This is a genomic window from Castellaniella sp. (assembly GCF_036379515.1).
Lineage (GTDB): Bacteria > Pseudomonadota > Gammaproteobacteria > Burkholderiales > Burkholderiaceae_B > Castellaniella.
Map to the genome: position 1 here is coordinate 51423 of NZ_DASVGN010000002.1, position 24349 is coordinate 75771.

General features: G+C 61.0%; 18 protein-coding genes, 1 tRNA gene and 3 pseudogenes. 9 read left to right on the forward strand and 13 right to left on the reverse strand.

Features of this window, described 5'->3' with window-relative positions:
- The first annotated feature begins 34 nt into the window (after positions 1 to 34).
- Together htpX and VF285_RS00295 are read left to right on the forward strand one after the other, a co-directional pair.
- Positions 35 to 913 (forward strand): protease HtpX, encoded by an 879-nt coding sequence (gene htpX / locus VF285_RS00290; RefSeq protein ID WP_346950612.1) that lies wholly within the window; start codon positions 35 to 37, stop codon positions 911 to 913.
- 18 nt (positions 914 to 931) lie between these two features.
- Positions 932 to 2590: a Na/Pi cotransporter family protein gene (locus tag VF285_RS00295; RefSeq protein WP_346950613.1), complete on the forward strand. Its 1659-nt coding sequence runs from the start codon at positions 932 to 934 to the stop codon at positions 2588 to 2590.
- 28 nt (positions 2591 to 2618) lie between these two features.
- Here the strand turns inward: VF285_RS00295 and polA are convergent, their stop codons facing one another.
- Complete coding sequence (polA, locus tag VF285_RS00300; RefSeq protein WP_346950614.1) at positions 2619 to 5339, reverse strand: DNA polymerase I; 2721 nt, start codon at positions 5337 to 5339, stop codon at positions 2619 to 2621.
- On the opposite strand from polA, the gene VF285_RS00305 reads away from it, so the two are divergent.
- The 5 genes from VF285_RS00305 to VF285_RS00325 all read left to right on the forward strand — a co-directional run bounded on the left by VF285_RS00305 (position 5338) and on the right by VF285_RS00325 (position 9114).
- Positions 5338 to 6003: a TIGR00730 family Rossman fold protein gene (locus VF285_RS00305; protein ID WP_346950615.1), complete on the forward strand. Its 666-nt coding sequence runs from the start codon at positions 5338 to 5340 to the stop codon at positions 6001 to 6003. The genes polA and VF285_RS00305 overlap by 2 nt on opposite strands.
- 102 nt (positions 6004 to 6105) lie before the next feature.
- Positions 6106 to 6897 carry a transporter substrate-binding domain-containing protein gene (locus VF285_RS00310; RefSeq protein ID WP_346950616.1) on the forward strand — a complete coding sequence of 264 codons (792 nt, stop codon included), beginning with the start codon at positions 6106 to 6108 and terminating at the stop codon, positions 6895 to 6897.
- 48 nt (positions 6898 to 6945) lie between these two features.
- Positions 6946 to 7635 (forward strand): ABC transporter permease, encoded by a 690-nt coding sequence (locus VF285_RS00315; RefSeq protein WP_346950617.1) that lies wholly within the window; start codon positions 6946 to 6948, stop codon positions 7633 to 7635.
- Positions 7632 to 8342: a histidine ABC transporter permease HisM gene (hisM, locus tag VF285_RS00320; protein WP_346950618.1), complete on the forward strand. Its 711-nt coding sequence runs from the start codon at positions 7632 to 7634 to the stop codon at positions 8340 to 8342. Before VF285_RS00315 ends, hisM begins: the two co-directional genes overlap by 4 nt.
- 4 nt (positions 8343 to 8346) lie before the next feature.
- Positions 8347 to 9114, forward strand: coding sequence for an ABC transporter ATP-binding protein (locus VF285_RS00325; RefSeq protein ID WP_346950619.1), 768 nt, complete (start codon positions 8347 to 8349; stop codon positions 9112 to 9114).
- Positions 9115 to 9119: 5 nt separating this feature from the next.
- Here the strand turns inward: VF285_RS00325 and VF285_RS00330 are convergent, their stop codons facing one another.
- From VF285_RS00330 to scpB, 10 genes and pseudogenes are all read right to left on the reverse strand, one after another.
- Positions 9120 to 9599 carry a GNAT family N-acetyltransferase gene (locus tag VF285_RS00330; protein ID WP_346950648.1) on the reverse strand — a complete coding sequence of 160 codons (480 nt, stop codon included), beginning with the start codon at positions 9597 to 9599 and terminating at the stop codon, positions 9120 to 9122.
- A pseudogene (locus tag VF285_RS00335) lies at positions 9576 to 10166 on the reverse strand (YqiA/YcfP family alpha/beta fold hydrolase); the annotation flags it as partial. The gene VF285_RS00330 and the pseudogene VF285_RS00335, both read right to left, overlap by 24 nt.
- An 85-nt stretch (positions 10167 to 10251) precedes the next feature.
- Positions 10252 to 12075 (reverse strand): translational GTPase TypA, encoded by a 1824-nt coding sequence (typA, locus tag VF285_RS00340; protein WP_346950620.1) that lies wholly within the window; start codon positions 12073 to 12075, stop codon positions 10252 to 10254.
- Positions 12072 to 12827 carry a tRNA pseudouridine(55) synthase TruB gene (gene truB / locus VF285_RS00345; RefSeq protein WP_346950621.1) on the reverse strand — a complete coding sequence of 252 codons (756 nt, stop codon included), beginning with the start codon at positions 12825 to 12827 and terminating at the stop codon, positions 12072 to 12074. Before truB ends, typA begins: the two co-directional genes overlap by 4 nt.
- A 36-nt stretch (positions 12828 to 12863) precedes the next feature.
- Positions 12864 to 13274: a 30S ribosome-binding factor RbfA gene (gene rbfA / locus VF285_RS00350; protein ID WP_346950622.1), complete on the reverse strand. Its 411-nt coding sequence runs from the start codon at positions 13272 to 13274 to the stop codon at positions 12864 to 12866.
- Between the two features lie 3 nt (positions 13275 to 13277).
- The gene (gene infB, locus VF285_RS00355; RefSeq protein ID WP_346950623.1) at positions 13278 to 16226 is read right to left on the reverse strand and encodes a translation initiation factor IF-2; all 2949 of its coding nucleotides are present in this window, start codon (positions 16224 to 16226) and stop codon (positions 13278 to 13280) included.
- A gap of 51 nt (positions 16227 to 16277) precedes the next feature.
- Entirely contained in the window at positions 16278 to 17762 is a 1485-nt protein-coding gene (nusA, locus tag VF285_RS00360; protein ID WP_346950624.1) for a transcription termination factor NusA, read from the reverse strand.
- Positions 17759 to 18232 carry a ribosome maturation factor RimP gene (gene rimP, locus VF285_RS00365; protein WP_346950625.1) on the reverse strand — a complete coding sequence of 158 codons (474 nt, stop codon included), beginning with the start codon at positions 18230 to 18232 and terminating at the stop codon, positions 17759 to 17761. The genes nusA and rimP overlap by 4 nt, the downstream gene beginning before the upstream one ends.
- A gap of 119 nt (positions 18233 to 18351) precedes the next feature.
- Positions 18352 to 19914 (reverse strand): pseudouridine synthase, encoded by a 1563-nt coding sequence (locus tag VF285_RS00370; protein WP_346950626.1) that lies wholly within the window; start codon positions 19912 to 19914, stop codon positions 18352 to 18354.
- A gap of 88 nt (positions 19915 to 20002) precedes the next feature.
- A pseudogene (gene scpB / locus VF285_RS00375) lies at positions 20003 to 20539 on the reverse strand (SMC-Scp complex subunit ScpB); the annotation flags it as partial.
- Between the two features lie 66 nt (positions 20540 to 20605).
- On the opposite strand from scpB, the gene VF285_RS00380 reads away from it, so the two are divergent.
- Positions 20606 to 20682 (forward strand) — tRNA-Met (locus VF285_RS00380).
- Positions 20683 to 20740: 58 nt separating this feature from the next.
- Here the strand turns inward: VF285_RS00380 and VF285_RS00385 are convergent.
- A pseudogene (locus VF285_RS00385) lies at positions 20741 to 21123 on the reverse strand (TMEM175 family protein).
- A 92-nt stretch (positions 21124 to 21215) separates the two neighbouring features.
- On the opposite strand from VF285_RS00385, the gene VF285_RS00390 reads away from it, so the two are divergent.
- Positions 21216 to 22607: an MATE family efflux transporter gene (locus VF285_RS00390; protein WP_346950628.1), complete on the forward strand. Its 1392-nt coding sequence runs from the start codon at positions 21216 to 21218 to the stop codon at positions 22605 to 22607.
- Here the strand turns inward: VF285_RS00390 and VF285_RS00395 are convergent.
- Positions 22570 to 24315 (reverse strand): putative bifunctional diguanylate cyclase/phosphodiesterase, encoded by a 1746-nt coding sequence (locus VF285_RS00395; RefSeq protein ID WP_346950629.1) that lies wholly within the window; start codon positions 24313 to 24315, stop codon positions 22570 to 22572. The two genes, VF285_RS00390 and VF285_RS00395, sit on opposite strands and share 38 nt — an antisense overlap.
- Positions 24316 to 24349 lie beyond the last annotated feature (34 nt).

The window sequence follows — 24349 nt, forward strand, 5'->3', positions numbered from 1 at the left end:
CGTTGAACCTCACTCTTGCGGGAACCTCTGATCCATGAAACGAATCGCCCTGTTTCTTGTGACCAATCTGGCCGTCATGCTGGTGCTCAGCATCACCATGAGCGTACTGGGCGTCGGCCGCTACCTCACTGCCAGCGGCATCGACCCCGTCCAGTTGCTGATCTTCGCTGCCCTGTTAGGGTTCGTGGGTGCATTCATTTCGCTGCTCATGAGCAAATGGATGGCGAAAACCAGCACTGGCGCTCAAGTCATCGACCCGAGGGCCCCAAAAAACGCCCGCGAAGCGTGGCTGGTGAACACGGTACACCAGCTCGCCGACCGTGCAGGCATCGGGCACCCTGAAGTGGCCATCTACGAGGGGGCCCCCAATGCCTTTGCGACCGGCGCGTTCCGCAACGAATCGCTGGTCGCCGTCTCCACCGGACTGCTGTCCTCCATGAACGAAGAAGAAATCACTGCCGTCCTGGGGCACGAGATCACGCACATCTCGAATGGCGACATGGTCACGCTCACACTCATCCAGGGCATCGTCAATACCTTCGTCATCTTCTTGTCCCGCCTCGTGGGGTATTTCGTCGACCGCACGCTCCTGAAAAACGACCGCGACGGCGTGGGTATGGGGTATTACCTGAGCGTCATCGTCTGCGAAATCCTCTTCGGCGTCGTAGCCTCCGTCATCGTGGCCTGGTTCTCGCGTCAGCGTGAGTTCCGCGCCGATGCGGGCTCTGCGCGTCTTCTGGGCTCCGGAAATCCCATGATCCACGCGCTGAGTCGACTCGGCGGCCTCGAGCCCGGCAACCTGCCCAAGTCCTTCCAGGCCGCCGGAATCACTGGCGGTGCCCTGGGGGCCCTGTTCGCATCACACCCCCCTATTGAGCAGCGCATTGCGGCGCTGCAGCGCCCGCAGGCGTAATGCCTGCGCAGATCGACCATGCGTGAACTTCAAGTCCTGTTGGGCTTTGGCGGGTTTGTCGCCCTGCTGCTGTGGGGCGTGCACATGGTGCAGACCGGCGTTCAGCGCGCATTTGGCAAAACCTTTGGCGTGTGGATGGGCCGCGCAATGGGGTCTCTGCCGCGGGCTTTCCTCACCGGATTGCTGATTACTGCCGCCATCCAAAGCAGCACGGCAACCGGGCTGATGATCACGGGCTTTGCCCAGGACGGGCTGGTCTCGCTGGTGCCCGGTCTTGCTGCCATGCTGGGAGCCAACGTCGGCACCACACTCATCGTCCAGGTGCTGTCATTCAATCCCACGTACCTGGCGCCAACCTTCATCCTGGTGGGCGTCTGGATGTTTCGCCACTACGTTCCAGGCAGGACCCGCGACTTGGGACGCGTCTTCATCGGTCTGGGCCTGTTGTTGCTGGCGCTGCACGAACTGGTCACACTTTTCGAACCCTTGAACAACGCTCCCATGCTGGGAGACGCCTTGCAAACGCTGGCGAGCATGCCACTCCTGGCGCTCGCCGCCAGCACGGCCCTGACGTGGGCCTCGCATTCCAGCGTAGCTGTCGTAGTGCTCATCATGTCATTGGCGCACCATGGGCTGGCAAGCTCGGAACTGGCGTACGTTCTGGTTCTGGGAGCGAACCTGGGGACGGCCATCAACCCCGTGCTGGAGAGCGGCCACGACGGCAATCCCGCATCGCGGCGGCTGCCCATGGGCAACCTGGGAACCCGCTGCGCCGGATGCCTGGTGGCCATGGCGCTGCTGCCGTGGGCAAACGACATCATGGGGGCGCTGGGCAGCGACCACGCTCACGCAGTCGCCAACTTTCACTTGCTCTTCAACCTGGTCGTCGCCGCCTGTTTCCTGCCAGCCATCTCGTACTACGCCCGCATCCTGCAGCGGCTGCTGCCCCGGCGCAGCGATCCCGACGACCCGGCACGCCCCCAATATCTGGACGACTCTGCTCACGAGGTCCCGGCCGTAGCATTGAGCCAAGCCGCACGCGAAGCACTGAGGCTGACCGACTTGCTGCGTGAGTCGCTGCGTCTGACGCAGCGCGCCCTGTTGCGTGAAGACGATCAGGCACTGACCAAGGCCCGCTATCTGAACAATGCCATCGGGCAGCTGGACCAGTCCATCACCGCCTATCTGGCGACACAAGACCGCGAAAACCTGAGCGCGGATGATGAACAAACCCTCAAGGGCATCCTGACGTTTTCCACCAACATCGCGCACGCCGCCAGTCTCTCGGGTTCAGGCCTGCTCGGGCACGCCAGCCGGCTACAAAAAAAACATTGGCAATTTGACGCTGAACAGCAAACCGAACTGACGACCCTGCTGGAAAGGCTGCAGCGCAATCTGCGCCAGGCAGCCGCACTGTTCGTCGCAGCCGACCGCCAAGTGGCCCGAAATCTGGCCTTTGAGAAGGATTTCTTCCGCAACCTGGAAGCCAAAGCGGCCGACCGGCACCTGGAACGCATCAAGGCTGGGCGTATCGATGCCGTAGACGAAGGGGCTTTTTACCTGGAAGTCCTGCGTGACGCGAGCGGCGTCAACGTATGCCTGGTCAACGCGTCGGCCTACCCCGTCCTGGCCCGCTACGGAGAGCTGCGCCCCAACCGGCTGCGCGAGGCCGACTGAACGGGCGCCAAGGTAGGCCGACTCCGTGTCAGTGCGCTTCTCCCCAGTCGCGGCCGACCCCCACTTGGGCAATCAGGGGAACGGCCAATTCTGCTACGCTGGCCATCAGCTGCGGTACCCGTTCGCGCAGCAGCTCGACTTCGTCAGCCACGGCATCGAATACCAGTTCGTCGTGCACCTGCATGACCATAAGACTGTGCAAGCCCTCGGTATCGATCCAATCCTGCACCGCCACCATCGCCATCTTGATGAGATCGGCTGCGGTCCCCTGCATGGGGGCGTTGATCGCGGCACGCTCGGCCGCCGCGACTCTAGGTCCTTTGGCGCCGGACAGCTCAGGAAAATACAAGCGTCGCCCGAAGACGGTCTCGACGTATCCCTGTTCGCGCGCCTGCTTGCGGATACGCACCATGTACTCGGCAACCCCCGGATAGCGCATGAAATAGCGGTCTATATAAGACTTGGCAGCAGCACGCGTGATGCCCAGATTGGAAGCCAGGCCGAACTCGCCCATGCCATAGATCAAGCCGAAATTGATCGCCTTCGCCGCTCTCCGGTGCTCTGAATCCACCTGATCCGGAGCCACACCGAACACCTCGGCGGCGGTCGCACGGTGAATGTCCTGCCCTTCGGCAAAGGCTCGCCGCAGATTCGTGTCACCCGACACATGAGCCATGACCCGCAGTTCGATCTGCGAGTAATCGGCCGACACGATCTGCCCCAAACTGGAAATGAACGCCGACCGGACTCGCCGCCCTTCCGCCGTACGCACCGGAATATTCTGCAAATTGGGATCGGAGGATGCCAGACGCCCGGTCACGACAGCCGCTTGCGCATAGCGTGTGTGGACCCTCCCGGTGCGGGGGTCCACCATGCGCGGCAACTTGTCGGTATAGGTGGATTTCAGCTTGGCAATGCCTCGGTAATCGAGCAACAGCCGGGGCAAAGGATAATCTGCAGCCAGCCGCGTGAGCACCTCTTCATCGGTCGATGGCGCACCACCGGCGGTCTTGCGCACCACTGGCAAATGCATGCGCTCAAATAGAATTTCTCCCAGCTGCTTGGGGGAATTCAGATTGAACGGCTGCCCGGCCAATGCATGAACCTGCGCTTCGAGCGCGATCATCTGCCCTCCCAGCTCATGGCTCTGTGTCGAAAGTGCCTGAACATCAATCGCCACCCCATTGCGCTCCACTTTCGTGAGCACGGCCGAGGTGCGCACCTCAAGGGCATAGATCCGGGCGAGCCCCGGTTCGGCCTGCACCTTGGGATAGAGCACTTGTTGCAGGCGCAACGTGAAATCTGCGTCTTCGGCGGCGTAATGGCCCGCGAGATGCACGTCCACCTCGTCAAAACCGATCTGGCGTGCCCCTTTGCCACACAGGTCCTCATAGGTGGTGCCCGTCACGCCCAGCCACTGGATGCACAAATCCTGCAAATTGACCCGGCGATGCGACTGCAGCACATAGGCCTGCAACATGGTGTCGTGCTGCACCCCGCGCAACGACAGACCCTCGTTGGCAAACACATGGGTGTCGTATTTGGCGTGATGCAGCACCTTCGGGGCGTCAGGATCTTCGATCCAGGCACGCAGCTGCGCGAGCACCCAGGCACGATCCAATTGAGTGGGTGTGCCTGGCGCCGTATGGCCCACCGGAATATACGCAGCACGGCCTGGCTCGACGCAGACCGACAGCCCGACTAGCCGTGCAGCCATCGGGTCCAGGCTGGTCGTTTCAGTGTCCAGTGCCACCAGCGGCGCCGAACGGATACGGTCCATCCAGGCGGCAAAGCCCGCTTCGTCCAAAATGACGTCATAGTGCAATTCTGCCGGCGGCGGTGGGGCCTCGTGCGTCACACGGGCGTCTTGCTCAGGGAGCCTTTGGGAGTCTCCTGTCTCTTCACGCAGCCACGTGCGAAATCCATAGTCTTCATACAGCCGCAGCAGGTGGCCGCGATCGGGTGCTCGCAATTGCAGCGACGGCAACGAATGCGCCTCGGGCAAGTCGCAGTCGAGTTTGATCGTGAGGAGTTCGCGCGTGAGCGGAAACTGCTCGATGGCCTCCCGCAAATTGCTCCCCGCCACGCCTTTCACGGACGCCGCCTGCGCCACCAGCGCCTCGATACTGCCGTATTCCGACAGCCATTTGGCAGCCGTCTTGGGTCCTACCTTATCCACTCCAGGGACGTTGTCCACCGTGTCGCCCATCAGCATCAGATAATCGACAATGCGCTCGGGGGGCACTCCAAATTTCTTGATGACGCCCTCGCGATCCAGACGATCGTTGGTCATAGTGTTGATGAGTTCGACCCGATCACCCACCAACTGGGCCAAGTCCTTGTCGCCCGTGGAAATAATGGTATAAAAGCCACCTTCGCTCGCCATACGGGCAAGCGTGCCAATCACGTCATCGGCTTCCACTCCCGGTTGCACAATGACGCTCCAGCCCAACGCACGGGCAGCCTCATGAATAGGCTCTATCTGGCTACGCATGTCGGGAGGCATAGGCGGCCGATTGGCCTTGTACTGCGGATAGAGCTGGTTGCGAAACGAGCCACCATGCGCGTCAAACACGCAAGCGCCGTACTCGGCCACATCCTTGTAATCAAGCAGCAGCCTCCGTAACATGGAGATGACGCCGTACAGGGCTCCAGTGGGTTCGCCACGCGCATTGCGCAGATCGGGCAAGGCATGATAGGCACGATACAAATAGCTGGACCCATCCACAAGCAACAAGGTTTTTTTCATGACAAACAATAAAGAAGTCTCGGCAGAACAGCAGATAGCCACGATTGGACAAGAAATGCGCGTGGCCAACAAGGCATTCGAGAGCATAGGGCCGGGCATCAGTCTCTTTGGCAGCGCCCGTATCCCTCGCGATCACCCATTCTACAAGCTGGGTCTGGAACTCGGCGCGCGCATCGCGCGCCTGGGCGTGCCGGTCATCGCAGGGGGCGGGCCCGGCATGATGGAAGCCGCCAATCGGGGCGCCTTCGAAGCCGGTGGGCGCAGCGTAGGGCTGAACATCCACCTGCCACGAGAAACCACCAACAATCCCTACCAGACCGACAGCCTGCACTTCGAACACTTCAGTTCGCGCAAGGCGACATTCTTCGAGCACAGCCTTGCCTACGTCGTGCTGCCAGGCGGGTTCGGCACGCTCGACGAACTCTTTGAGGCCATCACGCTGATCCAGACGCACAAGCACCCGCCGGTCCCCGTCATCCTGGTGGGAACCGCTTTCTGGTCAGGCCTGATCAGCTGGATTCGCAGTCAGCCCATGGCCCACGAAATGATCGGGCCTTCGGGGTTGGAACGCATCCTGGTCACCGACGACCTCGACGAGGTCATTCAACGGGTTCAAGAAGCCATTGCGGCCGAGGCCAGCCAAGAACCCGCTCTGCCGGGGTGACCATCAGGGTAATGCTCAATGCACTGCAGTAATCTCCTGAGTTAATATCACGCCTTGTCACCGTGCCTGGCAGCCGCTGCCTGGCACTCCAGGAGATCACCCATGAAAACCCCTTTGCTCAGTGCAGCACTGTTGCTGACGGCTGGCCTGATGGCCAGCATGAGCTCAATTGCTCAGGCCAAAGACCTCAGAATCGCTACTGAAGCAGGCTACCCTCCCTTTGAGTACCGGAATACCAACGGACAGCTCGAAGGCTTCGACATCGACATCGGCAACGAGCTCTGCAAGCGCATGAACCGGAACTGTGTGTGGATAGACCAGTCGTTCGATGGCCTCATCCCAGGCCTGCAGGCCCGCAAGTTCGACCTTGCCGATTCCACCATGACGGCCACCGAAGCACGCAAGAAGGTCATCGATTTTTCCATTCCTCTCTACATCGTGCCGGTCAAGCTGATGGTCAAGAAGGGCAGCGGCCTGGAACCCACCGCCGAGTCCTTGAAGGGTAAACGGGTGGGTGTCCAGCAAGGCACCACCATGGAAACCTACGCCCGCAAATACTGGGCACCCAAAGGCGTCAACGTCGTTGCGTATCCAAGCTACACCAATGCATTCGTGGACGTCACGGCGGGCCGTCTGGACGCCACCTTCCAGGAAGCGCAAAGTGCGGTCGAGGGTTTCCTCAACAAGCCCGAAGGCAAAAACTACGAGCTGGCTTCGATGACTCTCGATGACACCATCCTGAACGAGCCTATCGCCCTGGGAATCCGCAAAGGCAACACGGCCCTGGAAACCGAAGTCAACAAAACGCTCAAAAGCATGGAAGCCGATGGAACCCTGCAGAAGTTTTCAAAAAAATACTTCGCAGAAGGCAACATCAAATTTCCCGCTCCATGATTGAATGGGGTGCGGGCACGCTCCCCACCCCGTTTCTCTTCCCGCTCCATGTTTCTTAACGGCTACGGCCCCCTCCTTCTCGCCGGCACCTGGGTCACGATCCAGCTTGCGCTGCTGTCCCTGGTCGTGGCTGTGGGTCTGGGCCTGCTGGGTGCGTGGGCAAAGCTTTCAGGGCTACGCCTGGCACGCTGGCTGGCCACGGCCTACACCACCTTGATCCGGGGCGTGCCCGACCTGGTTTTGATGCTGCTGATTTTCTTCAGCATGCAGATCTATCTCAACGACATCACAGACTGGCTCGGACTGGACTCCATCAACATCGACCCCTTTGCTGCAGGCGTCGTCACGCTGGGATTCATCTACGGCGCGTATTTTGCCGAGACCTTCCGCGGTGCATTCATGGCGGTGCCTCACGGGCAGCTTGAATCGGCAACAGCCTACGGCATGCGTGAATTTCAGGTGTTCCGACGCGTTCTGTTCCCGCAGATGATGCGGCACGCGCTGCCCGGGATCGGCAACAACTGGCAGGTGCTGCTCAAGTCTACGGCACTCGTGTCGCTCATCGGTCTTACCGACGTGGTGAAGGTGGCACAGGACGCTGGCAACGTGACGTTTCGCGTCTTTCTCTTCATCAGCCTGACCGGGATCATCTACCTGGTCCTCACGACAGTCTCCAACGTGGTCCTTTACTGGCTCTACAAGCGCTATACCGTGGGCGTGCGCGAGGTCGCTCTATGAGCGACGTACTCAGCCAGTTCTGGCAGGCCTACCTGTATTCCAGCAATGGCGCGTTCTCAGGCATGGCCGTCACGCTCTGGCTGCTGGTGTTGTCAGTCGCGATGGGATTCGTGATATCGCTTTTTCTATCCGTGGCGCGTGTGTCACCACGCCGCTGGATCTCAGTCCCCGTCTGGCTTTTTACCTATATCTTCCGAGGGACCCCACTTTACGTACAGATCCTGTTCATCTACGCCGGCGTCTACAGTCTGGACTTCGTCAAACACACTCCCAGCCTGGCCGCATTTTTCCAAAGCGGCTTCGATTGTCTGGTGCTGGCGCTTACGCTGAACACGGCAGCCTACACGACAGAAATTTTTGCGGGTGCCATACGCGCCACCAGTGCCGGTGAGATCGAATCCGCCCGCGCGTTCGGCATGACGCGCTTCACGCTCTACCGCCGCATCATCCTGCCCTCTGCACTCAGGCGCGCCCTGCCGGCTTACAGCAACGAAGTCATCCTGATGCTGCACGCCACCTCGCTCGCCTTCACGGCCACTGTCCCTGACATTCTCAAAATCGCGCGCGACGCCAACTCCGCCACCTATCAGACCTTCGCCTCGTACGGCATTGCAGCGCTGCTCTATCTATGCCTGTCATTTACACTGATCTGGCTCTTTCGCCAATACGAGCGGCGCGTACTGGCTTACCTGAGTATTCACCGATAACACCATGTCCACACTCGAAGTTCTCAACATCCACAAAAGTTATGGCGACCACGAGGTGCTCAAAGGTGTGTCACTCACTGCAAACGCAGGCGACGTGATCTGCATCGTAGGCTCCAGCGGGTCAGGAAAATCCACATTCCTGCGCTGTATCAACTTTCTTGAGCGGCCCAGCGAAGGCTCCGTGTCCCTGAACGGCGAAGTGCTCAAGACGGTCCGTGACAAGCATGGGGAAACCCACGCTACCGATCTGGACCAATTGCGACGCCTGCGCACGAAGCTGGCCATGGTGTTCCAACATTTCAACCTATGGGCTCACATGAACGTGCTTGGTAACGTCATCGAAGCGCCCACGCAGGTTCTCAAACTGAGCAAAGCCGAAGCCACAGAGCGCGCACGCCATTACCTGGCCAAGGTGGGCCTGCCGGCCAGTGTCGAAACACAGTATCCGTCGTCGCTCTCGGGCGGTCAGCAGCAACGGGTCGCCATTGCCCGAGCCCTGGCCATGGAGCCCGACGTCATGTTGTTCGACGAACCCACTTCGGCGCTGGACCCGGAGCTGGTGGGCGAAGTCCTGAAAGTCATGCAAAAGCTTGCAGAGGAAGGCCGGACCATGCTGGTCGTGACCCACGAGATGGGCTTCGCACGCAATCTTGCGTCTCAGGTCATGTTTCTGCACCAAGGGCTGGCCGAAGAAGTCGGCAAACCGTCCGACGTGCTAGACCACCCCAAGAGCCCGCGCCTGCAGCAGTTCCTGTCAGGCAACCTGAAGTAGCTGACTCAGAGCTGCTGACGCATAAGTCTATGAGGGATCCCTGCATCCATGAAGGTATCGCCCTCTTCGACGAAACCGTGCCGCACGTAGAACGGGCAGGCGTGTAGCTGGGCTGCAAGGACAACCTGAGAATCGCCCCGCGTGCGGGCTTCGGCGATCAGAGCCTGCAGGACTTGGGATCCCACCCCTTTTCCACGCCATACCCGGTCGACCGCCATACGGCCAATATGACCATCCGGGAGCAAGCGGCCTGTCGCAACCGGGCGGCCCTGATCGTCGCGGGCCAGCGCGTGCACGCACTGCTCATCGAAAGCATCCATCTCTTCTTCCGGGGGCACATGCTGTTCATGCACGAAAACTTCGGTTCGAATCGTGCGAGCCTCCGGCCCCAACGCGCGCCAGGAGCCTACTTCGACGCAGGCGGCGCCGGCGGACACATCGGAGTCAACCGACGCCACACGCGATCCCAACGCAAAAGCCAGCACCTCCGGGAGCCACCGGGCAAAGTCCGAAATGCCGTGATCGCTGCCAGAGATGATGCGCTGGCGGCTAGCTGCAAAACGCGACTGCATTTCGTGCCAATTGAGCACCTCGTCGCCCGTGGCCGCGACCAGAAAATAACGCTCGGGCCGGGTCAGTACGTGCAAGGTCGATTCAGCCTGGCTGAGTTCGTCCACGTACCCCGGAAGGAACTCGAAGGGTTCGTCGCCGTGGAACGTACGATGCGAGCCCACCTGGGTGGACAAATCGCGGGCAGCGTGTACCACAGGATTGAGCATCACGGCCCTGCACCCCAGACGCTGGGCAAGCCAGGTCGCATAGAAGCCACCCAGCGAGGAACCGATCACTGTGAGGCTGGATGGATCAAGTCCCCGATCCAGGGCCTGCCGCGCGCATTCGAGCGCCAGCCACATGGCGGCTGCCGGGCTTGCCGGCAATTGAGGGCAAGCCCACTCGGCAGACAGGCCGCGGGCCTTGACGGCCTGCGCCAACAACTGCGCTTTGGCTGAGCGTGGCGAAGACCGAAACCCATGCAAGTAGAGAATCATCATGCGCCCCTGGTGTCCAGCCACCCCACGGCAGCCTGTGGAACCCTACCGCCATTGTAGAAGGCAGCGGGCCCGCACGCACTCCTGCTCAGACGCCGTCTCCGCGCAGACTGCGACGGCGCTCGAATTCCTTCAGGTAGCGCTTGCGCAGGCGGATGGACTTCGGCGTCACTTCGACCAGCTCGTCATCGGCGATGAACTCGACGGCGTATTCCAGGTTCAGCTCAATGGGCGGCACCAGGTCGATGTGCTCGTCCTTGCCAGAAGCCCGCACGTTGGTGAGCTTCTTTTCCTTGATGGGGTTCACCACAAGGTCGTTGTCACGCGAGTGGATACCGATGATCATGCCCTCGTAGACCGGGTCCTGGGGGGACACGAACATGCGGCCGCGCTCTTGCAACTTCCAGAGCGCGTAGGCCACGGCCGTGCCGTCGTCCTGGCTGATCAACACCCCATTGCGCCGCTCGCCCACGCCGCCTTCGCGCACCGGACCGTATTCGTCGAATACGTGGCTCATGATCCCGGTTCCGCGCGTCAGCGTCAGGAACTCGCTCTGGAAACCAATCAGGCCCCGAGCCGGAACACGATATTCCAGGCGCGTACGACCACGACCATCCGGTTGCATATCCTGCAGATCGGCCTTACGCCGGCCCAGCTCTTCCATCACGCCGCCCTGGTGGGCATCTTCAACGTCCACGGTCAGCAGCTCGTAGGGCTCCTGACGCACGCCGTTGATTTCCTTGTACATGACGCGGGGGCGTGAAACGGCCAGTTCGTAGCCCTCACGACGCATGTTCTCGAGCAAAATGGTCAGGTGCAGCTCACCCCGGCCACAGACCTCGAACACGGTATCGTCAGAGGTGTCATTGACCCTCAGGGCCACGTTGGATTTGAGCTCACGTTGCAGGCGGTCGCGAATCTGCCGGCTGGTCACGAACTTGCCTTCACGGCCCGCCAAAGGCGATGTATTCACCATGAAGTTCATGGTCAGTGTGGGCTCATCGATCTTCAGCAGCGGCAAGGGTTCAGGAGCCAAAGGATCCATGAGCGTGCAGCCAATGCCGATCTCTTCAATCCCGTTGATGAGCACGATATCACCCGCTTCGGCGCTGTCGACCAGCACACGCTCCAGCCCCTGAAAACGCAACACCTGGTTCACCCGTCCCTTGATGGGCTCACCCTCGGGCCCAAATTGCACGGTCACATCTTGCCCGGCATGCAATCGGCCGCGATTGATGCGGCCCACACCGATCTTGCCCACGTAGCTGTTGTAATCCAATGAGATGATTTGCATCTGCAGAGGACCTTCAACGTCATCTTCGCGCTGAGGCACGTATTCGAGGATGGCCTCAAACAAAGTGCGCATATCTCCCGACCGCACGTCTGGGGTCAACCCCGCGTAGCCATTCAGACCCGAGGCGTAGATCACGGGAAAATCGAGTTGTTCTTCCGTGGCACCCAGCTTGTCGAACAAGTCAAAGGTTGCATTGACTACGTAATCTGGCCGAGCCCCCGGACGATCGACCTTGTTCACCACCACAATCGGCTTGAGGCCTTGCGCCAGCGCCTTGCGCGTCACGAAGCGAGTCTGCGGCATGGGACCTTCGACGGCATCCACCAGCAACAACACGCCATCGACCATGGAAAGCACACGCTCGACCTCACCCCCGAAGTCCGCGTGTCCCGGAGTGTCGACGATGTTGATGTGATTGCCTTCGTATTCGACGGCACAGTTCTTGGCAAGAATCGTGATCCCGCGCTCGCGCTCGATATCGCCGGAATCCATCACGCGCTCGGACACCTGCTGATTGTCGCGGAAGGTTCCTGATTGGCGCAGCAGCTGATCCACCAGCGTGGTCTTGCCGTGGTCCACGTGAGCAATGATGGCCACGTTGCGCAAAGCTCGCTTCATAAAATTTCCTTGGTCAAAATGTCTGCCGGGCGCAAACCGTCCGGTAGGGCATGTAGGGGAAGCAGCGCCTGTTCCGGCACCGCCATGGCCTGCAGGGCTTCGAGCCCCACCGCCTGTTCGATCGAAAAAGGGCCCACCGTCGTGCGGCGCAACGCGGACAAATGCGCGCCACACCCCAGGCGGCGGCCAATGTCCTGCGCCAGCGTACGCACGTAAGTGCCCTTGCTGCAATGCACCCGCACGCGTGCTGACCGTCCGGCGCAGGTCAGCAAATCCAGCGCATGAATCGTAATCTGGCGCGGCGGCCGCTCGAGTTCAATCCCCTGGCGGGCGTACTCGTACAGGGGTTTGCCGTCGCGCTTCAGGGCGGAAACCATGGGGGGAATCTGCTCAATCTCGCCGCGAAACTCAACCAGCACGGCCTCGAGCTGCTCCGGATCCACCCCGGCGAAGCCCGTGCCAGCTCGGGCGACGATCTCGCCGGTCAGGTCGCCGCTGTCGGTTTCCTCGCCGAAGCTCAGGGTTGCCTCGTAGGTCTTGTCGGCCTCGAGCATGCGAGCAGAAATCTTGGTGGCACGGCCAAAGCAGCACACCAGCAAGCCGGTCGCAAACGGGTCCAACGTCCCCGTGTGCCCTGCCTTGCGGGCATCGACCGTCCGTTTTGCTCGCTGGAGCGCATGATTGCTGGAGAGGCCCTCTGGCTTGTCCAGCAACAGGACGCCATCGAGCAATCGCCCGCGTCGGGAAGCCATCGTTCTATCCGTCCAGATGAGTGACGACCGCCCGTGTCAGGGCTGACCGTCCGGGTCTTCGAGTTCGGGAATGTCCGATACGCCCGCCTGGGGGCGATTGGCCCGATCGATCAGCTGCGTGAGTTCGAGGCCGCGTGCCAGATGGACGTCATGGACGAAACGCAACGTAGGCACCGTATGGATATGCAGCAGTTTGAACAACTGCGAATGCATCCAGCCCGCCTTTTCGTTGAGGGCTTCAGCCGCCACGACAGGTTCAGCGCCCAATACCGTGAAATACACCTTCGCGTGGGCATAGTCGGCCGACAGATCGACACTGGTCAGTGTGATCAGCCCGGCACGGGACACATCCAGCTCGCGCTGCACCAGGCCCGCCAGATCCTGCTGAATCTGGTCGGCCAAGCGCGTATTGCGACCGGGATTTGGTTTGGACTTATGACGACCCATAATTTACAAGGTACGAGCGATTTCCTTGATTTCGAAGACCTCGAGCTGGTCCCCGACTTCAATGTCATTGGTGCCCCGCAGCGTCAGGCCGCAATCAAATCCGGACTTGACCTCTTTGACGTCGTCCTTGAAGCGGCGCAGTGAATCCAGCGAGCCCGTCCATTGCACCACATGATTGCGCAACAACCGGACCTGCGAGTCGCGTCGAACCAGACCCTCGAGCACCATACAACCTGCAATATTGCCGACCTTCGAGACCGTGAAGATCTCGCGGATCTCGACCAGGCCAATGACTTCTTCGCGTTTTTCGGGCGCCAACATGCCTGAAAGCGCGTTCTTGACGTCATCGATCGCATCATAAATGATGTTGTAGTAACGCAAGTCGATGTCGTTGGATTCTGCCAGCTTCTTGGCCGAGGCATCCGCACGCACGTTGAAGCCAATAATGACGGCGCTCGATGCAATCGCCAAATTGACGTCGCTTTCAGAGATGCCACCCACAGCAGCGTGCACTACCTGCACCCGTACTTCGTCGGTAGACAGTTTCAGCAGAGACTGCACCAGCGCCTCTTGCGAGCCCTGGACGTCGGTCTTGACGATCAAAGCCAGTGAGCGCGTGCCCTCGCCCATGTTGTCGAACATGGATTCGAGCTTGGCAGCCTGCTGACGCGCCAGCTTCACGTCCCGGAACTTGCCCTGACGGAAGAGCGCAATCTCGCGTGCCTTGCGCTCGTCGGCGAGCACCATGACCTCGTCGCCAGCAGCCGGCACTTCGGCCAGCCCCTGCACCTCGACCGGCGTAGACGGGCCTGCCGAGTGAGTCGGCTTGCCAGTGTCGTTGAGCATGGCGCGCACACGGCCCGAAGCCACGCCCGCCAGCACCGCATCGCCCCGATGCAATGTACCGCTCTGAACCAGGATCGTGGCCACCGGACCGCGCCCCTTGTCCAACCGGGCCTCGATGACGACCCCCTTGGCAGGCGCATCGACAGGGGCTTTCAGTTCGAGGACTTCGGCCTGCAGCAATACGTTCTCGAGCAGCTCGTCGATACCCTGGCCGGTCTTGGCCGATACGGGGATGAACGGCACATCGCCGCCGTATTCTTCAGGCACAACCTCTTCGGCCACCAATTCTTGCTTGACGCGTTCGAGATTGGCTTCGGGTTTATCGATTTTGTTGATCGCCACCACCAGGGGCACGTTGGCAGCCCGCGCATGGTGGATGGCTTCTTTGGTCTGCGGCATGACGCCGTCGTCAGCTGCCACCACCAGGATGACGATATCGGTCGCCTGGGCGCCGCGGGCCCGCATGGCTGTGAAGGCCTCGTGGCCCGGGGTATCCAGGAAGGCGACTTCGCCGCGATTGGTCTTTACTCGATAGGCACCAATGTGCTGAGTGATACCACCCGCTTCGCCCGTGGCAACCTTGGTGCGACGGATGTAATCCAGCAAAGAGGTCTTGCCGTGATCGACGTGGCCCATGACGGTGACGACCGGCGCACGCGGCAGGAGTTCTGCCTCGTCTGCGACCTCGGTATCGGCCAGGAAAGCCTCGGGGTCGTCCAGCTTGGCTGCAATGGCGGTATGGCCCAGTTCTTCGACCACGATCATGGCCGTTTCCTGGTCCAGGACCTGGTTGATGGTCACCATCTGGCCCAGCTTCATGAGGTGCTTGATGACCTCGGCTGCCTTTACCGACATCTTGTGCGCAAGGTCGGCTACCGAGATGGTCTCGGGCACGTGAATCTCGCGAGCGATGAATTCGACCTGTTGCGGCTCGTGATGCTCGGCCTGCCGACGATTCTTGCCACGCCCGCCCTTTCCGCCTCGGCCCGGCTTGCTGCTGGAGCGCCATGCATCCCGGCCTGCCCCCGGCGAGAGTGTCTCGGCCTTGGATTTCTTGTGGCCATCGTTGGACCAGCTCGACGAAACGTCGGTGGTTTTGATGGTCTTCTTGCCCTCGGCGTCTTTCTTGCCCGCCACTTTGGTGCCCGGCTTATGCAGGGTACCGGCTGCGGCAGCCTCCGGCTCGGGAGCGCGAAGCACCTTGCGCGGCTGGCGCATCATCTCGCGCAATGCCGCGGCCTCGGCCTCAGCAGCACGGCGCGCACGATCACGGTCCGAGTCTGCCGGGGCACGGCGTGCCTTACCTGGTGTCGCCCGAGGGGCCGCCACGGCGATGCCCGCCGGAGCCGCACGCCGTGTTTCATGCAGGGGCTCCGCATGCGGAGCCGCGCCAGAACCAACTGCCTTTTCGGCGGACGACGGCGGAATGGAATCCGCTGCGTGCGCAGAGGCCTGTGGCACTTCGACGACAGGGGTTTCGCTCACAATTTCCTGCTTTGTTTCAATGGGTTGCGCGTCCGCTGGAGGCGTCTGTGACGCCGGCGGATCGATAGGCGCTGCAGTTTCAGGCTCGGCTGATTCAGTCGGTGCCTCTTCGGGCACCGGCACTTCAGCCGAGGCTGCGACAGGTTCTTTATGCGACGCTTCGGCAGCACCGGGCGAGGGCTCGGCCACCGGGGCGGCACCGCCAGTCACCGCAGGGGCAACCTCGGGGGCTGACGCCACCACAGGGGCCACAGCAGGCTCGGCGGCTTCAGTCACCGAATCCGTCTTGACGTGCTCTTCATGCACCGGCTCCTGAGCCTCGGGGCGATCCCGCTTGACCAGGACTCGCTTCTTGCGGACCTCGACCTGAATGGTCCGAGAGCGCCCGGAGCTGTCGGCCTGCCGAATCTCGGAGGTCTTGCGCCGGGTCAATACGACCTTCTTGCCCGCGTCCGAGCCGTGCGAACGCCTGAGCGATTCCAGCAAGGCGCTCTTGTCGGCCTCGGTCAGGCCCGCATTCACCGAATCCAATTCCACGCCCGCGGAACGGAAATGGTCCAGCAGGACCTGGGCGGGCATATTCAGTTCTTCGGCGAATTGGGCGACTGTGTTACTCGGCATTCGACTCTCTCTTCTACGTTCAAAGGACGGGGCACTGCGGGAGACCTGGCATTACGCCTTGTCATCCTCGAACCAGTGGGCCCGCGCCTGCATGATCATGTCGCTGGCGGCCTCTTCGGGCAAGCCCGTGAGTTCCGACAGCTCGTCGGCGGCAAGTTCGGCCAGATCGTCCAGCGTGGTGATATGGTTTTCGGCCAGTTTCGCGGCCAGCGCAGGATCCATGCCTTGGATCTCGAGCAGGTCACGCGCTGTCTGCACACGCTCTTCTTGAGCGATGGCCTCGGTCAGCAACGCATTGCGAGCCCTGGTGCGCAGCTCGTTGACGGTTTCTTCGTCAAAGGCCTCGATGTCCAGCAGCTCTTGCAACGGCACATAAGCGATCTCTTCGAGGCCGGTAAAGCCTTCGTCGATCAAGATGTCAGCGACTTCTTCGTCGACATCCAACTTCGTGATGAAGGCCTGCCGCAATGTCGTGCGCTCGGTGTCCTGACGGTGCTGGCTTTCTTCTGGCGTCATGATGTTGATCTGCCAGCCTGTCAGCTCAGAGGCCAGGCGGACGTTCTGACCGCGTGCGCCAATGGCCTTGGGGAGGTTCTCTTCATCGACCACCACGTCCATGGCGTGCTTGTCTTCGTCGATCAGGATGGACTCAACGTGAGCAGGCGCCAGCGCACCAATGACAAACTCTGCGGGATCATCGGCCCACAGAACGATGTCGACCTGCTCGCCACCCAGCTCGTTCCGGACAGCCGTGACGCGGGAGCCGCGCATGCCGACGCACGTGCCGATGGGGTCGATCCGCTTGTCGTACGCGACCACTGCGATCTTGGCGCGCACGCCCGGGTCTCGGGCAGCCGCCTTGATTTCGAGCAGCCCCTGTTCGATTTCAGGGACCTCGTTTTCGAACAACTCGCGAATGAACTCGGGCGCCGTGCGCGACAGAATGACCTGCTGTCCACGCGCCGCGTAATCGATCTTCAACACCCAGGCCCGCACACGATCGCCGGCACGGATGTTTTCTTTGGGGATGATCTCGCTGCGTGGAAGGCGCGCCTCGACCTTGCCGATTTCGACAATGGCATCGCCCTTATCCAGGCGCTTGACGGTCCCTGAAACGATGGTTTCACCGCGGTCCAGGAAGTCGTTGAGCACCTGCTCACGCTCGGCATCGCGGATCTTCTGGAGAATGGCCTGCTTGGCAGCCTGAGCGCCAATACGGCCAAACTCGACGGGCTCAAGGGGCTCTTCGATGTATTCGCCCACCTGAATGCCAGGAACGATGTCCTGAGCATCCGTGTAGAGTTCTTGCGCATCAGGCTCCTGAAGACCCGCCTCGTCGGGAACCACCAGCCAACGACGGAACCCTTCGTGTTCGCCCGTCTGGCGGTCGATGGACACGCGAATATCCACGTCTTCCTTGAAGCGCTTTTTCATGGCCGATGCCAGGGCGCTTTCAAGCGCGCCGAACACCACATCGCGTTCGACGTTTTTTTCACGCGCCAGGGCGTCGACCAACAGCAGAATTTCGCGACTCATCGCTTCTTACCCTTGAAATCAAGAACAGGATCCAGCCGAGCCCGATCCACATCGTCAAAAGAAAACGGCAGCGTCTGAGGCCCACCTGCCTGATCTTCGTATTCCAGACTGAATTGCGGCGCGTCGCCTTCCTGGACAACTCGCAAAATACCCGTGAACACCTTGCGCGAGTCGACGGCTTCAGACAGCCGCAGCTCGATGCGTTGCCCAGCAAACCGAACATAATCGGCCACACGGCGCAAAGGCCTATCCACGCCCGGCGAACTGACCTCGAGCCGCTTGTAATCGATGTTTTCGACTTCGAAGACATGCGACAACTGATGCGAGACCTGCTCGCAGTCTTCAATGCGCACCCCGTCGGGACGATCAATCACCACACGCAAAACCCCCAAGGGCGCGCGTTCTACGTCGACCAGTTCCACATCAAAGCCCAACAATGCCTGTTGGGTCACAGCCTGGATATCAGCCATAAATTCCATAAAAAAGGGGCTGTCCTGCCAGCCCCTGTCTTCCCGGTGGACACCCCGGTAAGTACGGCATCAAACGCCGTAAAGCCTTGCATTATAACAGCATATCGCCGCCATTCCACCTATCGGCGCGTGCGGCCCACACGACCCAACTGGGATTCGTGCGCATGCGCACCATTGGGCTGATGCTCGGTCGAACCATTCTTGCGAGGCCTGGGCGGTCGGCGCCCTGGCTTGGCAGATTTGGGGCTATGCGCAGCAGCCACCGGAGCGTCAGCCCTGGGCGCGTCACCCCGGGGAGTGCCCCCTTGAGGCTTTTTCCCACGGCGGGTCGGCTTGTGTGCCGCGCCATTGCCACGCGCACCCTGACGCTCGGCTCCATCGTCACGTGACGGACGCCCATGACGCGGAGGGCGCGAGGGCTTGTCGGAACGCGACTCAGACCTGTGCTTACCCGCATCCGGATGCCCATTGGCCAACCCCCCACTGATGAGAAGCCCCGTTGTGAAAGGGTCGATGCGGTCAGCACGTCCGCCCGACACACGCCCACGGCGGTTCAGGCGCGCGCCATTCTGACCATTGCGCCCCGGCGTGCCAAAACCTGGCGGCAGTGCGCTCGCGTAAGAAAGCGGCTGGCGTTCGACCTGCTCTTCTGCATCATCATCCACTGACCGAACCAGGCCCAGCTGAACCATGAGCGCCCCCACCAGCTCGGGTGAAAGCTCGTCCCAACGCCCACGGCGCAGGTTCGACGGCAGAACGACGTCGCCAAAGCGGGTCCGGATCAGGCGGCTCACCGTCACGCCAGCCGACTGGAACATCCGCCGGACTTCCCGGTTGCGACCTTCGCTGAGCGTGACCCGGTACCAGCGGTTGCTGCCTTCTCCGCCGATGTAGTCCAGTGAATTGAACTGAGCATGACCATCGTCGAGTTCGACCCCCGTGGTGAGATCTGCCTTTTGCTGGTCACCCAGTTCACCCAGCACACGCACGGCGTATTCGCGCTCGGCACCATAGCGAGGATGCGACAGGCGATTGGCCAGGTCGCCTGAGGTGGTCAAGATGAGCAGGCCTTCGGTATTCAGATCGAGGCGCCCCACCGACAGCCACTTGCCGCTGCGAATGCGGGGCAAACGCGCAAACACCGTGGCGCGGCCTTCCGGGTCGTCGTGGCTGACGATTTCGCCCGCCGGTTTGTGATAAAGAATGACACGAGGGAGCCTGTCGGTCTTCGGACGGGAAATCAGGCGCCCATTGACACGCACCTTGTCGTTGGCCCCAACCCGCTGCCCCACGTGGGCAGGCTCGCCATTCACCGACACACGACCGGCAATGATCAACTCTTCCATGTCGCGCCGTGAACCTATGCCCGCGTCGGCCAGCACCTTGTGCAACTTTGGCGTGAGCGCGTCGCTATTCATGTATTGGCCCAGGTGATGGCCCGCCGGGTGCACCTCTTGCAAGAAAGACAAGGCGCGATCGGCTTCTTCGGGCGTTCCCGCGTCGACCAGCTCCGTCTCACGCTCCCCTGCAGCAGAATCAGCGGCAGCATCTCCCCGACGACGGCGAAATGGGGTGCGCAGCTTGCGTCCCCGCGACCGGTTGTTGCGCCCTTCGGCGGCCGGCTTGGCTCCGACAGAGTCGACGACCTCGGTATGCGGCGGCGTTTCGAGTTCTGCTGTCATGGGGTTCAGTGACTCCTACACAAATGTTTTAAAAAATCTAGTGAGTAGCCGCATCAGGCGGCTGCAAATCATTGCGGGTATCCAGCAGCAAGGCATCCAGAGCATCGCCCGGTGCCTCGGTATCCAGAGCAGGCAATTCGTCTAACGCCTTCAGGCCAAGATCGTCCAGAAAGCGGCGGGTAGTCCCAAAAAGGGCGGGCCGCCCAGGCGCATCGCGGTAGCCCAGCGCCTCGATCCAGCCCCGGTCTTCCAGTGAACGAATGATCTGGCTGGAAACCGTCACCCCGCGAATGTCTTCGATATCTCCGCGTGTCACGGGTTGACGCCACGCAATGATTGCGAGCGTCTCGAGTACGGCACGAGAGTAACGAGGCGGTTTTTCGGGATTCAGGCGCCTCAGATAACGCTGCATGTCTGGGCGGCTTTGAAAACGCCAGCCGCCAGTCAATGAAACCAACTGGAGCCCTCGCTCCTGCCAATCGAGCTGCAATGCAGCCAGATGGCGGCGGACATCGTCTGCGGAAACTGCGTCTTCAAACAAGGTACGCAAACTGGCAACCGATAAGGGCGCCTCTGCACACAACAAGGCGGCTTCTAGCACCCGCAGGATTTCCGTTTCCGTCATTTTATCGTGAACTCCAGGACTTTGCTTGCATTATTTTCGCAGACTTGCTATAGTCTCACCTCCAGACGCGGGGTGGAGCAGTCTGGCAGCTCGTCGGGCTCATAACCCGAAGGTCACAGGTTCAAATCCTGTCCCCGCAACCAAATACAGAATCTGAGCCGACTGTCGCAAGCAGCCGGCTCTTTTCATTCTGATGCCCCATTACCGCATCGCCATCCGTTCAAAGCGGCGGTCGGGTACGAACCAGATGGCGGCGACCACGGCGTACAACAGGCAGGATACGTAAGGTTGCCACTCCGCCACAAGCAGTGCCACCACATACAGCACGGCAGAGATCCAGCCTTTCACGTCCCGGCCCACAGCACACGGCCGCGAATGCCGTCCGTCACGCGCATCAGGTGATGATGATTGTTCCAATAGATTCCGACATAGATGAAGCTCAGCACATAGCTCAGGGCCACCGGCCATTGGCCTAGTAATGCCCGCCAATCGGGGGCGAACGGCGGCTTGAGCTCCAACACCATGATCGTCAGCGCAACGGCCATGACGCCATCGGTGAAAGCCTCGAGCCTGCCAGAATCCATGCGATGCACCGCTTCTGCCACCTGAGCCTCTTGTTCAGAAAAGAATGGAGGTTCAGTAGAGCTTAAGATATGCACTCTCGTCAAAGGACCCCATGACTGTTCCTACTGCTACCGGCCATCTTTCGCCCTGGCGCAGCATTCTGCAGCAAGCATGGCCGATTCTGATCACTTCATGGGCAGCCACGGTATTTGCGGCAATGGACACCGCCATGGTGGGCCACACCAGCGCGGCGGATCTGCAGGCCATGGCATTGGGGGCTTCGATCTACATTACCGTCTTCATTGGTTTGATGGGGGTCGTGCACGCGCTGATTCCGATCATTGCCCAACATTTTGGCGCCGGGCGGCTGACCGAAGCAGGAAGGGCCTGGGGCCAAGGCATCTGGCTGGCATTGGGGTTGTCCGCACTGGGCGCCAGCACCATGCTCTTCCCAAAGCTGTGGCTTTCGTTGTCGGGAAATGTCGAGCCGGAAGTCCGACGGTTGGTCGCGGGCTACCTGCTGGCCCTGGCAGGCGCGCTCCCCGCCGCACTGGTCTTTCGCACTCTCTACGCCACAGCAACCGCCATCTCGCACACGCGTGAGATCATGTTCATCAACTTGAGCAGTGTGGGCTTCAAGCTGGTGTTCAACCTGTGGTTCATCTTCGGTGGCCTGGGCGTTCCCGCGCTGGGGGCCGTGGGTGCGGGTGTGGCCACGCTGCTGACCAACTGGATCATGCTCGGAGCAGGCCTCTGGATGGTACGGTCCCGTGCTGCCTTCAAGGCATTGTCGTTGCGCCTTGGCCGCCCAAACCTGGCCGCCCAGAAGGAGCTGCTCAGGCTCGGACTCCCGATGGGGGGCTCCTATCTCGTCGAGATCTGCGCCTTCAGTTTCATGACGCTGCTCGTTGCCCGCGACGGGCTATACGCCAGTGGCGCGCAGCAAATTCTAGCCAACCTCATCGCCCTCTGCTACATGATCCCCATGTCATTGAGCCTGTCCTCGGCCTCTCAGGTGGCACAAGCCGTGGGAGCCCGTGATGCCTCGCGAGCGCGCCACACCGGGCTCCAGGGAATCGGCCTGGTGATTTTGGGCGCAACGCTCACGGGTGTGTTTCTTCTTCTGGCGTCGGGCTGGATCGTGCGCGCCTACACGAACGAACGAGAAGTCGCGTTCCTCGCGCTGGCCCTCTTGCACATAGCACCCATCGTTCACTTTTGCGATGCCATGCACTGCACCGCGGCGTACCTGCTGCGAGCCTACAAAGTCGCCACCGTACCCTTTGTTCTGCAGATTGCGGCCCTGGGCGGGCTCGGGCTCGTTGGCGGCTGGTGGCTGGCCTACGGCCCAGGTACAGGCCAGCTTGCGCCATTGGCGCTCTGGATCATGCCGGGCGCCCCCGTGGGGGCGGCAACCATGTGGATGATGTCTGCAGCCGGCCTTGCCGTCGCCGCCCTGCTGCTATTTACCTGGTATGCCCGCGTGCTTCGCCGCCCGTTGTAGGAGACGATGGCGAACCACCAAAACGTCGTATCAACGCGTCCAGGGGCTGGGGACGCCAATAAAGGAATCCCTGGATCAAATCGACGCCGGCCTGTTGTACGGCTTCCGCCTGAGGCTGCGTCTCCACGCCTTCAGCCACGACCGTCAGGCTCAGGGCACGTGCCAAATCCGTAATCGCCTTCACGATGGAAAAGTCGACCGCGCTTTCTGCCACCTTGGCGATGAAGGATTGGTCAATCTTCAGCGTATCCACCGGCAGGTTCTTGAGATAGGCCAACGACGAATAGCCGGTACCAAAGTCGTCAATGGAAAGATGAGCACCCAGGCTTCTCAATTGGCGCAGAACATCGGCCGTCGCAACCGGATCACGCATCACCACGCTTTCGGTGACTTCGAAACCAAACTGCACGCGTGACGCATCCAGTGCTGCTTCCGCGAGCGTTCGCTGCACCATGGTGACGATGTCGGCCTGCGCAAGTTGGCGAGCCGACAGATTCACCGACAAATAAAGCTGCACATCGCTTCGAACTGCCGCAATCCAATCACGGGCATGGCGGCAGACTTCTTCGAACACCCATTGCCCGATGGAGACGATGAGGCCACTTTCTTCCGCCACCGGAATGAATTCTGCCGGCAGCAGCAAGCCGCGTTCGGGATGCTCCCAACGCAGAAGCGCTTCGGCCGCCACCACGCCAGCTCCGTCTGCCGACACGATGGGCTGGTAGTACACCCGCAGCTGACGCTCGGCGAGCGCCACACGAAGCTCGTTTTCGAGCCGCAGGCGCGACGAGATTTCGCGACGCATTTCGGGATCGAACAACACAGAATGCCCGCGTCCGTCCACCTTGGCGTGATACATGGCATTGTCGGCAGCCCCCAGTAGGGTCTCGGCATCGTCGTCTTGCGACGCCAGCGCCACCCCAATGCTGGCTGTCAGAAAAACGCTATCCGTGCCCAGATCGACGGCCGGGGCGATGGCTGCAAAGATGCGATCTGCAATCGAGCAGGCATCGTCAAAAGTCGTGACACCGGGACAGAGCACCAGAAATTCATCGCCCGAGAGCCGGCCCACAATGTCTGCAGGCCTGACGGCCGAACGCAATCTTTCGGACACCAGAACCAGCACGCGGTCACCCGCCGAGTGCCCAAGACTGTCGTTGATGCGCTTGAAGTGATCCAGATCGACGAAAAGCGTCGCAAGCCCTTCCTCGACCGCCGCACTATGCCCATCGACGCGAACCAGCAAGGTTTCAAGCCGCGCCAGCAGCAGCCTGCGGTTGGGCAGCCCGGTGAGATCGTCGTAATACGCCTGCTTTTCAAGCAACTGCTTACGTCGCTCCCGCTCGGTCACATCGCGGATGAAACTGTAGAACTGGGTTACCCCGCTGCGCTCGAGCGTCCAGCGAGTCAGCTCGACCGGGAACTCGCTGCCGTCACGCCGCACGGCAGACACCAGACACGGCTCACCGATGGAACGCGCCTTGCCTGTGGACAGGTAATGTCTGAACCCGTTTTCATGGGCCCGCCGGTGTCCGGCCGGCACAATGGTGTCTGACACCCGCTGGCCCAGGGCTTCGGACCGGTCCCAGCCAAACATGGTTTCGGCTGCACGATTCCACTCGGTGATGAGACCCTGGGCATCCATGCCCACGAAGGCATCGGAGGAGGAATCCAGAATCTGCCTATCTTCTTCGACAATCGGGCTCATAAGTCACTCTGTTCAACGACGTGAAAAACACGCG

Bases quoted from the DNA above. Each gene is read 5' to 3' on its own strand.
- htpX (WP_346950612.1), top strand. From the start codon at position 35: ATGAAACGAATCGCCCTGTTTCTTGTGACCAATCTGGCCGTCATGCTG.
- VF285_RS00295 (WP_346950613.1), top strand. From the start codon at position 932: ATGCGTGAACTTCAAGTCCTGTTGGGCTTTGGCGGGTTTGTCGCCCTG.
- VF285_RS00305 (WP_346950615.1), top strand. From the start codon at position 5,338: ATGACAAACAATAAAGAAGTCTCGGCAGAACAGCAGATAGCCACGATT.
- polA (WP_346950614.1), bottom strand. From the start codon at position 5,339: ATGAAAAAAACCTTGTTGCTTGTGGATGGGTCCAGCTATTTGTATCGT.
- VF285_RS00310 (WP_346950616.1), top strand. From the start codon at position 6,106: ATGAAAACCCCTTTGCTCAGTGCAGCACTGTTGCTGACGGCTGGCCTG.
- VF285_RS00315 (WP_346950617.1), top strand. From the start codon at position 6,946: ATGTTTCTTAACGGCTACGGCCCCCTCCTTCTCGCCGGCACCTGGGTC.
- hisM (WP_346950618.1), top strand. From the start codon at position 7,632: ATGAGCGACGTACTCAGCCAGTTCTGGCAGGCCTACCTGTATTCCAGC.
- VF285_RS00325 (WP_346950619.1), top strand. From the start codon at position 8,347: ATGTCCACACTCGAAGTTCTCAACATCCACAAAAGTTATGGCGACCAC.
- typA (WP_346950620.1), bottom strand. From the start codon at position 12,075: ATGAAGCGAGCTTTGCGCAACGTGGCCATCATTGCTCACGTGGACCAC.
- truB (WP_346950621.1), bottom strand. From the start codon at position 12,827: ATGGCTTCCCGACGCGGGCGATTGCTCGATGGCGTCCTGTTGCTGGAC.
- rbfA (WP_346950622.1), bottom strand. From the start codon at position 13,274: ATGGGTCGTCATAAGTCCAAACCAAATCCCGGTCGCAATACGCGCTTG.
- infB (WP_346950623.1), bottom strand. From the start codon at position 16,226: ATGCCGAGTAACACAGTCGCCCAATTCGCCGAAGAACTGAATATGCCC.
- nusA (WP_346950624.1), bottom strand. From the start codon at position 17,762: ATGAGTCGCGAAATTCTGCTGTTGGTCGACGCCCTGGCGCGTGAAAAA.
- rimP (WP_346950625.1), bottom strand. From the start codon at position 18,232: ATGGCTGATATCCAGGCTGTGACCCAACAGGCATTGTTGGGCTTTGAT.
- VF285_RS00370 (WP_346950626.1), bottom strand. From the start codon at position 19,914: ATGACAGCAGAACTCGAAACGCCGCCGCATACCGAGGTCGTCGACTCT.
- VF285_RS00390 (WP_346950628.1), top strand. From the start codon at position 21,216: ATGACTGTTCCTACTGCTACCGGCCATCTTTCGCCCTGGCGCAGCATT.
- VF285_RS00395 (WP_346950629.1), bottom strand. From the start codon at position 24,315: ATGAGCCCGATTGTCGAAGAAGATAGGCAGATTCTGGATTCCTCCTCC.